We start from the raw sequence: 8,867 nt of genomic DNA, 5'->3' as shown, positions 1-8,867 counted from the left end.
GCAGGCGCGCGACGAAGGCCGCGCCGGCTTCGCGCGTGCCCAGCTTGCCGCCCACGTCGCGCGTGCATTCCTGCGCGAGGATGGTGTCGGCGATGGTGGCCTCGATGGCGGCGGCGGCCTGCGTGAACGCGGCGTTACCGGTCTTCTGGCCGTGCCAGTTCAGCAGCATCGCGCCCGACAGGATCAGCGAGATCGGGTTGGCGATGTTCTGGCCGGCGATGTCGGGCGCCGAGCCGTGCGCGGCCTGGCCCATCGCGTAGTCGCGGCCGGCGTTCAGCGAGCCGCCCAGGCCGAGGCTGCCCGACAGTTCGGCGGTCAGATCGGACAGGATGTCGCCGAACATGTTGGTGGTGACGACGACGTCGTAGCGCTGCGGCGCACGCACCACGTGCGCCATCATGGCGTCGACGATCACGTCGTCCACGCGCACTTCCGGAAACTCCTGGGCGACCTGGCGGCACATTTCCAGGAACATGCCGTCGCCCAGCTTCAGCACGTTGGCCTTGTGCACCATCGTGACGTGCTTGCTCCGGGTCATGGCCAGCTCGAACGCCGTGCGCGCGATGCGCTCGCAGCACTGACGGGTAATGCGGCGCAGCGACACGACGACGTCGGGCGTGATCAGCATTTCGCTGCCGCCGGACTCGACGTTGCGGTCGGCGTAGAAGCCTTCGGTGTTTTCGCGCACCACGACCAGATCGAATTCGCCCAAACGCGCCTGCATGCCGGGGTAGGTCCGCGCGGGGCGGATGTTGGCGTGCAGGTCGAGCTTCTTGCGGAAGTACATCGACGGATTGATCTCGCCGCGCGCCTCGTCCTTGAAGTCATAGGTCGCCATGGGGCCGAGCATCAGGCCGTCGGCGGCCTTGACCTTTTCCAGCAGGGCGGGCGTGACGGTGGCGCCGTGCTTTTTCAGGCTGTCATGGCCCGCGATGTCGTGGTCGAACTGCAGGTTCAGGCCGAACCGGCGCGACGCGGCTTCTAGCACGTCGACGGCGACCGCCATGGTTTCGGGGCCGATGCCGTCGCCGGGGAGTACAACGATTTTCATGGGAGCGTTTTCCTGTAGGTTGATCGGCCGGGCTTATTCGACCTGGACCCCGGTGGCTTGCACCAGGTTCTGATACTTGGCGGCTTCGCTGCGCACGAAGGCCGTGAACTCCTGCGTAGTGTTCGGACGCACGGCGGCGCCGTCGCCTTCTAGCCGCGACTTGATCGCGGGCTCGGCCAGGATGGCGTTCAGCTTCGCGTTGAGCTGTTCGACCACCGCAGGGGGTGTCTGCGCGGGCGCGAAGACGCCGCCCCACAGACTGAATTGGAAGTCGGGCACGGCCGCCTCGCTGATGGTGGGCACGTTGGGCAGGATGCCCAGCCGCTCCCGCGAGGATACCGCCAGCGCCTTCAAGCGGCCGCTGTTGATGTGGGGCATGACGGCCGATGCGCTGGAAAAGAAGAAGTCGACGTGGCCGCCGAGCAGGTCGGACATGGCCTGGCCCGCGCCCTTGTAGGGCGCGTGGATCATGCGGGTTTGCGTGCCGAGCGCCAACGCGGCGGCGGCCAGGTGGCCGGGCGTCGCGGTGCCGGAGGACGCGTAGGCCAGGGCGTCCGGCTTGGCGCGGGCCGCGGCGATCAGCGCGGCCAGGGCCGCATAGGGCGACTTTTCCGGCACGGCCAGCACCAGCGGCGAATCGCCCACCAGAATCACCGGCGCGAACTCGCGCAGCGGGTCGTAGCCCAGCGACTTCATGGCATAAGGGTTGACGGCGATTTCGCCGGTCTGGCCGAGCAGCAGCGTGTAGCCATCGGCCGGCGCGCGCAGCACGATGCGCGAACCCACGGCGCCCGACGCGCCGGGGCGGCTTTCTACGATGAAGGTCTGCTTGAATTCCGTGCCCAGGCGTTCGGACAGGATGCGGGCGAAGACGTCGCCCTGACCGCCGGGCGCGTAGGGCACGATCATCGTCACGGGCTTGGACGGGTACGCGTCCGCCGCGCGTGCCGCGCCAGCCAGCAGCAATGCCGTGCCGGCCGCCGCGCCTTGCAGCAGGCGGCGGCGCGTGGGATTCAGGGGGGAAGAATGCTGCATGGTGTCTCCTTGTTGTCTCTTCGCTGTCAGTGCGCGGCGGCTCAGTCCAGCGCCATGCCGGACTTCTTGACCACGCCTTGCCACATCTCCAGTTCGGCGGCCAGCGCCTTGCCGAAGTCGTCCGGAGACCCGCTGATGGCCTGCGCGCCTTCGTGCTTGAGGCGGTCGGCCACCAGCGTGTCGGCGGCGGCCGCGTTGATGGACTGGTTCAGCTTGGCAACGACCTCGGGCGGCGTGCCGGCCGGCGCCAGGACGCCCCACCACGTCGTGATATCGAAGTCGGGCACGCCAGCCTCAGCCACGGTGGGCGTGTCGGGAAAGAGCGGCGAGCGCGTCTTGCCTGTGACGGCCAGCAGGTCCACGCGCTGGTCGCGCACCTGCGACAGGATGGTGGGCACGGTGGCGAAGAACACCTGGACGCGACCGGCCAGCAGATCGACGGTGGCCGGGCCGCTGCCCTTGTACGGCACGTGCGTCATGGCGGCGTTGGTCTTCTGCTTGAACAGTTCGCCGGCCAGATGGTTGATGCTGCCGTTGCCGGCCGAGCAGAAGTTCAGGTCGGCGTCCGGCTTGGCGGCGAGTTCGCGCAGTCCGGCGATGGACGTCAGCTTCAAGTCCTTGGCCGTCACGACGAAGAGCGGGCCGCGGCCCAGCATGGCGATGGGCGCGAAGGACTTGCGCACGTCGTAGGTGGTGCTGATGCCGGCGGCGGCGTTGGTCACGAAGGTCGACGTGGCAAAGAGCAGCGTGTAGCCGTCGGGGCGCGCGTTCGCGACCAGCGCGGCGCCGATGGAGCCACCACCGCCGCCGCGGTTTTCCACGACCACGGATTGGCCCAGCTTGTCGGCCAACGTGCGTGCCATGTCGCGCGCAATGCTGTCGGTGCCGCCGCCCGCCGCAAACGGCACCACCAGCGTGATGGGCCGGCTGGGATAGGTGTCGGCGGACGCGGCCACCGGCGCGCAAAGCGCGGGCAAAACAAGGGCCAGCCCCGCCAGCAGACGCTGCGGGGATACGTTGAACTGCTTCATCGACTTGTCTCCGATCGACGACCGCGCTCAGCCCTGGCGCAGCATCTTTAGGCGTTCCAGCAGGGCCTGGTGAATGTGATGTTGGGCGGCGTCTTGCGCGCCTTGGACGTCGCGAGCGCGGATGGCGTCGACGATGGCCTGGTGTTCCCGGTTGGAGCGGCCGGCCCGCTCGGATGAGCTGAGCGTGCTGCGTCCCAGCAGATAGGTGGTCTCGGTCAGCGAATGCAGCGAGCGGATCAGGTAGCGGTTGTGGGCGGCGCTGTAGATGGCCTGGTGAAAGCGCAGGTTCTGCGCGACGGGGTCGCCGTTGTCGCCTTCGTCCAGGATGGCCTGCATGTTCGCGATCTCGGCGTCGGTGGCGTGGCGCGCGGCGAAGGCGGCGGCGGCGCCTTCCAGCACTTCGCGCATGGAATAGAGCTCGCCGACCTCCTGCTGGTCCATCGTGGTGACGACCAGTCCGCGGCCGGGCTCGTGCGTGATGAGTCCTTCGTCCTGGATGCGCTTGAGCGCCTCGCGCACCGGGGTGCGGCCCATTTCGAGCTGGTCGGCGACTTCCACTTCGCGCAGGCGGTGGCTGGGCGTGAACATGCCCACCAGGATGCGGCGCTTGATCTCGTTGTAGGCCGCAAAGGCCTGCGAATTGCTTTTCGGAATGGGCAAGATTGTCTCGGCGCGTTTTTTGTATATTGTTGCATACAAAAAATAGCGCGGCAATCCGGCCCCTGAATTCGAATCGGGACTGCGGGTTTTCGGCGGCGCTTTCCTTGGTGCTTTTAGCGGGGCTCGGCGGTGAACGCGGATTATCGCCCGCGTTTTCCGGGCTGCGTCAGGTCTTGAAATAACGCGCTGGCGTCGTGCCGAACACGGCCTTGAACGCAGCGACGAAGCTGGACGCGGATTCATACCCCACGTCGAGCGCCACGTTGGTGACGCTTTCGCCGTAGGCAAGTTGCTCCAGCGCGGTGAGCAGCCGCTGGCGCTGGCGCCACCGGCCGAACGACAGGCCGGCTTCCGTCTGGAACAGGCGCTCGATGGTGCGGGAGCTGGATCCCACTTGGCGGGCAAGCACGGCCAGCGGCTGGCGGTTGGCGGGGTCGGCGCGAAGCAGGTTCGCCAGCCGCAGCGCGCGGGTATCGGTGGGATAGGGCAGGTCGACCGACGTGTGGTCCGTGGCGCGCACCTGATCGATGAGCACGCTGGCCAATCGCGCTTCGGGCGAGTCTGCCGGGTAGTCCCACGGCGCGGCCGCACAGCTGGCGATCACCTCTCGCATCAGGGGGCTCACTGCCACGACGCGGCATTGCGCGCCTTCAGGCATGGGATAGACCTCGGGGTCGATGTACAGCACGCGCGTGTGCGCTGGCCGCCTGACCAGCGTGGAATGCAGGGTGCCGCTGCCGATCCAGATGGCGCGGGTGGCGGGCAGCACCCATTCGCCGACGCTGGTGGTGACGTGGATCACGCCGCTGGCCGCGCACAGCAACTGATGACGACGATGGGCGTGCGGCGCCTGATCGGCCGGCATCCATTCTTCCATCAAGCCTACGACTGGCGCGGTGGCGAGGTCGGGATCCGGCATTTCGCCAAGAGGCTCGGCGGCGGAAGGTTGGCGGATTTTAGACATAAGTCGGCCAAGTATAGACAGAACCCGCCACCCGCTCCTGATAACTTGGACCGCTTCCGAAACGCGGGCTCGCGTTCATTCATCCACGCAGTCACGCGGTTCATATCAGGAGTTCGCATTGCAGCAGGCTGACATTCACGCCCCGGGCAGGCCACCGGCCGCCCAGGGCCAAGCCGCGTCGCTGCGGGCGCCCAAGCGCGCCACGCAGTTGTCGCTGTTCATCGCAGGTTTTGCGTTGTCGTCATGGGCGCCGCTGGTGCCGTTTGCGCAGCAGCGCCTGGGCGCTGACGCGGCCACGTTGGGTTCCGTGCTGCTGTGCCTGGGCCTGGGCGCCGTGATCGGCATGCCAGGTGCAGGCGCGCTGGTAGGGCGCGTGGGTAGCAAGGCGCTGATCGTGACGGCAGGCCTTCTCCTGGCCGCCGTGCTGCCCTTGATGGCGATGGCGTCGACCGTGTTCACGTTGGGCCTGTGCCTGCTGATCTTCGGCGCGGCCACCGGCGCCATTGACGTGGCGGCGAACGTGCATGGCACCGAGGTCCAGCGGATTGCCCGGCAGCCGCTGATGTCGGGCTTTCATGGGCTGTACAGCATCGGGGGCCTTGTGGGCGCCGCGGCAATGACGGCAATTATTGCCGCCGGCGCCAGCGCGGCGGCCGCCACCATCGCAGCCGGCCTCGTCATCGCGCTCTGCGTGCTGCTGGCCGCACCCGGCTTCCTCACCCTGCCGCAGGCAAAAAAGGCGCCGTTGCTGATCGTGCCGCGGGGCATCGTGGTGGGAATCGGCCTGCTGGCGATGGTGATGTTCCTGGCCGAGGGCGCCATGCTGGATTGGAGCGCGCTGCTGTTGTCGCGCGAGAAGGGCGTGGACCAGCGGTTTGCCGGTGCGGGGTATTCGGTCTTTGCGTGCGCCATGACGCTGATCCGCTTCGTGGGCGATCGACTCGTGGCGCGGGTGGGTGAGCGTGTACTGCTGATCGCGGGCTTTCTGATTACGGCGGGCGGCCTGGCGCTGGCCGCGTGGAGCAGCAACCTGGCGGTCGTGTATCCCGCCATCGCCTTTGCGGGGTTTGCCGCCGGCAATGTGGTGCCGATCCTGTTTTCGCTGGCGGGACGCCAGACTGCCATGCCGCCGTCGCAGGCCATTGCGGCGGCCAGCATGCTGGGCTATCTGGGCGTGCTGCTGGGGCCGGCGGTGCTCGGCTACGCCGCGCATGCGGTGGGACTGGTTGACGCATTCTTCTGGCTTGCTGGATTGGTGGCTGTGTCGGCGGTTGCGATTCGCTTGGTGGTGCGGCGCTGATCGCCGCCGCGCATTGACGCGCCGCGGGTGATGCGCCGGGGGAGATGCACCTCCACGCGTCGCGGCTATGCGCTTCATGGCATACCGGCCATCCGTCTTAAGGCATCGACGCCACGCGGCGGCGGAACAGTTCAGCCATGGTGGCGGCAGCCAGCGATAGCGGCGTGCCCTGCAGCGTCATGATGCCGATGCTGGCGACCGGCATCGGCACGTCCGCGCGGATGCGCCGGGCCTCGTCGCCATAGGGTTTGATGTCGAGCATGCCGGACGGGCAGATGATAAGCGCGTCGCTGCGGGTCATTAGGGTCCACATGACGCCGAAGGTGTCGCATTCGATGACGCGGGCGGGCTCGGGCAGGCCGTGCGCGCGCAGGCCGCGCAGGAAGGCTTCGGTATGGCTGCCGCCCGAGACGTTGAGCAGCCATTCGCAGCCGCGGATGTCTTCCCAGCGCCGCGCGCGCGCCAGCGGATGGCCCTTGCGGCAGGCAATCATGAATTCCAGCGGGCGCAGTTCTTCGAATTCAAATTCCTGGCCGCCAGCGCCGTCGTTCATGCGCGAGGCCAGCGCAAAATCCAGCGCGCCGTTGCGCAGGGCCGGCTGCACCGAGGCCAGCAGGCCTTCCGAGACCTTGACCTTCGCCGCCGGCATGCTGGCCCGGAATTCGGCCAGCACGTCGGGCAGCACGCTGAGCATGACCATGGGCGTCACGCCGACCGCCACACGCGCTTGCGCACCGCTGAGCAATTGGCGGATGTCCTGGCGCGCCAGTGCGAGCTGCGCCTGCGCCAGGCGGGCCCGCACCGTCAGATGCTCGCCGCATTCGGTGACGGCGATGCCCTTGGGGCTGCGCGTCAGGAGCGGCGCGTCCAGTTCGGTTTCGAGTTCCTTGATGGCCTTGGTCACCGCGGCCTGGCTCAGGTGCAGGCTGCGGGCGGCGGCGCGGATGCTGCGCAGTTCGGCCACTTTCAGCCAGGCCCGCAGTTGATGGTCCTTCATGACGGCTTTCCTGCTGACAACCTGGGGTGGTCACCTTAACAAAAATATAGCCTTACAGGCAGCGCGGACCATCCCTAAGCTGATCGTCGATCAGGCCCGGCAAGACCGAGAGGCCTGGCCCGAAAAGCGCTTCAGGAGAATGCCATGCCGAACTTTGCCCGCCGTGCCGTTTCCTTGTTTCTTATCCTCATGGCCGCCACCTCCGCCGGCGCCGCCCGCGCCGATTGGCCGGAACGGCCGATCAAGCTCATCGTCCCGTACGCCGCGGGCTCCGGTCCCGACGTGGTGTTGCGCCCGATTGCCGACGCGCTGGGCCGCGAACTGGGGCAGCCGGTCATCGTGGAAAACCGGGGCGGGGCGGGCGGCATCGTCGGCACCCAGGCCCTGGCGTCGGCGCCGCCCGACGGTTACACCATCGGCTTTGGCAACATCGTCACGCTGGCGATCAACAAGAGCATGTACGCCAAGCTGCCCTACGACCCGCAGCGCAGCCTGGCGCCCGTCAGCCTGGCCATCAGCAATGCCCTGGTGCTGATCGCGCGCAACGGCCTGCCGGCAAACAACGTGCAGGAACTGGCCGCGTATGCGAAGAACAATCCGGGCAAGGTCAGTGTGGGATCGCTGGGCGTCGGCTCCAGCGCGCATCTGGCGGGCGAAATGCTCAAAAGCGAGACTGGCACCACCATGCTGCACGTGCCGTACAAGAGCGGCCAGCAGGCAGTGGTGGACCTGGCCGGTGGGCAGCTTGACGTGATGATCGACAACGTCGCGGGCGTGCTGCCCTTCATCCGCTCCGGCCAGGTCAAGGTGCTGGGCGCCACCAGCTTGAAGCGCGTGCCGGTGCTGCCGGAGGTGCCGACGCTGGACGAGTCGGGCTTGAAGGGGTTCGAGGTGGTGTCATGGGGCGGCATCGTGACGCCGGCGGGCGTGCCCAAGCCGGTGATCGACAAGCTGAATGCGGCAGTCGCCAAGGCGCTGCTGGACCCTGCGGTGCAAAAGCAGAACGAGACCCTGTCCGTCGACGCGACCCCGTCCTCGCCGGCGCAGTTCGCGGACCTGATCGCGGCCGAGATTCCGCGCTGGGCGGCGATGGTGAAGCAATCTGGCGCGTCCGCCGATTGAGCGCGCGCTGCAGGATGGTTCTCGCACCACGCGTGGCGCGCAGCGGTTCTCGCAGACCCGGTTTTCAGAATAGGGAGACAACATGACGAACGCACTCTGGCGCTGGAACGCGCTTGACCTGGCCCGCGCCATCCGCAACGGCGACGTATCCAGCCGCGAGGCCGTGCAGAGCTGCCTGGATCGCGCCCAAGAGGTCAATCCTGCCTTCAATCCGCTGACGGAGACCTACGCCGAGCAGGCGCTGCGCGCCGCGGAGGCGGCCGACGCGGCGGTGCGCAGCAAGCAGGAACTGGGCGCACTGCATGGCGTGCCGGTCACGATCAAGGCCAACGCGGACCTGGCGGGCACCGCCACGACCAATGGCGTAACGGCCTACCAAGACCTCATCGCGCAGGAAAACAATCCGGCGGTCGACAATTGGCTCCGTGCGGGCGCGATTGTCATTGGACGCACGAATGTGCCGGCGTTTTCGTGGCGCTGGTTCAGCGACAACGATCTGCACGGCCGCACAGTCAATCCGTTCGATGTGGCGCGCACACCGGGCGGCTCCAGCGGCGGGGCGGCGGTGGCGGCCGCGCTGGGCGTCGGACCGCTTGCGCATGGCAGCGACCAGGGCGGTTCAATCCGCTATCCCGCGTATGCGTGCGGCGTGGCAGGGCTGCGGCCCTCGCAGGGCCGGGTGCCGGGCTACAACGCCACGCAGCGCG

9 protein-coding genes are annotated in these 8,867 nt (G+C 67.8%); 3 read left to right on the top strand and 6 right to left on the bottom strand.

Going from position 1 to position 8,867, the window contains the following annotated elements; translation table 11 throughout:
* From B3446_RS00635 to B3446_RS00615, 5 genes are all read right to left on the bottom strand, one after another.
* Window positions 1–1,051: isocitrate/isopropylmalate dehydrogenase family protein (locus B3446_RS00635; protein ID WP_291376602.1), on the bottom strand; the 1,051-nt coding region annotated here is incomplete at its 3' end.
* A 33-nt stretch (window positions 1,052–1,084) separates the two neighbouring features.
* On the bottom strand, window positions 1,085–2,086 hold the full coding sequence (locus tag B3446_RS00630; RefSeq protein ID WP_291376600.1) for a Bug family tripartite tricarboxylate transporter substrate binding protein: 1,002 nt from the start codon (window positions 2,084–2,086) through the stop codon (window positions 1,085–1,087).
* A gap of 41 nt (window positions 2,087–2,127) precedes the next feature.
* Window positions 2,128–3,117 carry a tripartite tricarboxylate transporter substrate binding protein gene (locus tag B3446_RS00625; RefSeq protein WP_291376599.1) on the bottom strand — a complete coding sequence of 330 codons (990 nt, stop codon included), beginning with the start codon at window positions 3,115–3,117 and terminating at the stop codon, window positions 2,128–2,130.
* Between the two features lie 27 nt (window positions 3,118–3,144).
* On the bottom strand, window positions 3,145–3,777 hold the full coding sequence (locus tag B3446_RS00620; protein WP_175184756.1) for a GntR family transcriptional regulator: 633 nt from the start codon (window positions 3,775–3,777) through the stop codon (window positions 3,145–3,147).
* 166 nt (window positions 3,778–3,943) lie between these two features.
* Window positions 3,944–4,741: an AraC family transcriptional regulator gene (locus B3446_RS00615; RefSeq protein WP_291376596.1), complete on the bottom strand. Its 798-nt coding sequence runs from the start codon at window positions 4,739–4,741 to the stop codon at window positions 3,944–3,946.
* A gap of 118 nt (window positions 4,742–4,859) precedes the next feature.
* Here B3446_RS00615 and B3446_RS00610 point away from each other — a divergent pair, with 118 nt between their 5' ends.
* Window positions 4,860–6,041 (top strand): MFS transporter, encoded by a 1,182-nt coding sequence (locus tag B3446_RS00610; protein ID WP_291376594.1) that lies wholly within the window; start codon window positions 4,860–4,862, stop codon window positions 6,039–6,041.
* 97 nt (window positions 6,042–6,138) lie between these two features.
* Here the strand turns inward: B3446_RS00610 and B3446_RS00605 are convergent, their stop codons facing one another.
* The gene (locus B3446_RS00605; RefSeq protein WP_291376592.1) at window positions 6,139–7,038 is read right to left on the bottom strand and encodes a LysR substrate-binding domain-containing protein; all 900 of its coding nucleotides are present in this window, start codon (window positions 7,036–7,038) and stop codon (window positions 6,139–6,141) included.
* Window positions 7,039–7,182: 144 nt separating this feature from the next.
* Here B3446_RS00605 and B3446_RS00600 point away from each other — a divergent pair, with 144 nt between their 5' ends.
* Window positions 7,183–8,160 carry a Bug family tripartite tricarboxylate transporter substrate binding protein gene (locus tag B3446_RS00600; RefSeq protein WP_291376590.1) on the top strand — a complete coding sequence of 326 codons (978 nt, stop codon included), beginning with the start codon at window positions 7,183–7,185 and terminating at the stop codon, window positions 8,158–8,160.
* Between the two features lie 82 nt (window positions 8,161–8,242).
* On the top strand, window positions 8,243–8,867 hold a 625-nt coding region (locus tag B3446_RS00595), incomplete at its 3' end, for an amidase family protein (protein WP_291376589.1).

Origin of the sequence: Achromobacter sp. UBA5777, from assembly GCF_002418565.1 — a bacterium.
Classification (GTDB): domain Bacteria; phylum Pseudomonadota; class Gammaproteobacteria; order Burkholderiales; family Burkholderiaceae_B; genus Achromobacter; species Achromobacter animicus.
Note: the sequence above shows the minus strand (reverse complement) of the source record. Positions and strands in the feature narration are given on the sequence as shown.

What these genes read in the sequence shown, in the direction of transcription:
- B3446_RS00615 (WP_291376596.1), bottom strand. Translation starts at nt 4,741, where the DNA reads ATGTCTAAAATCCGCCAACCTTCCGCCGCCGAGCCTCTTGGCGAAATG.
- B3446_RS00625 (WP_291376599.1), bottom strand. Translation starts at nt 3,117, where the DNA reads ATGAAGCAGTTCAACGTATCCCCGCAGCGTCTGCTGGCGGGGCTGGCC.
- B3446_RS00605 (WP_291376592.1), bottom strand. Translation starts at nt 7,038, where the DNA reads ATGAAGGACCATCAACTGCGGGCCTGGCTGAAAGTGGCCGAACTGCGC.
- B3446_RS00600 (WP_291376590.1), top strand. Translation starts at nt 7,183, where the DNA reads ATGCCGAACTTTGCCCGCCGTGCCGTTTCCTTGTTTCTTATCCTCATG.
- B3446_RS00630 (WP_291376600.1), bottom strand. Translation starts at nt 2,086, where the DNA reads ATGCAGCATTCTTCCCCCCTGAATCCCACGCGCCGCCGCCTGCTGCAA.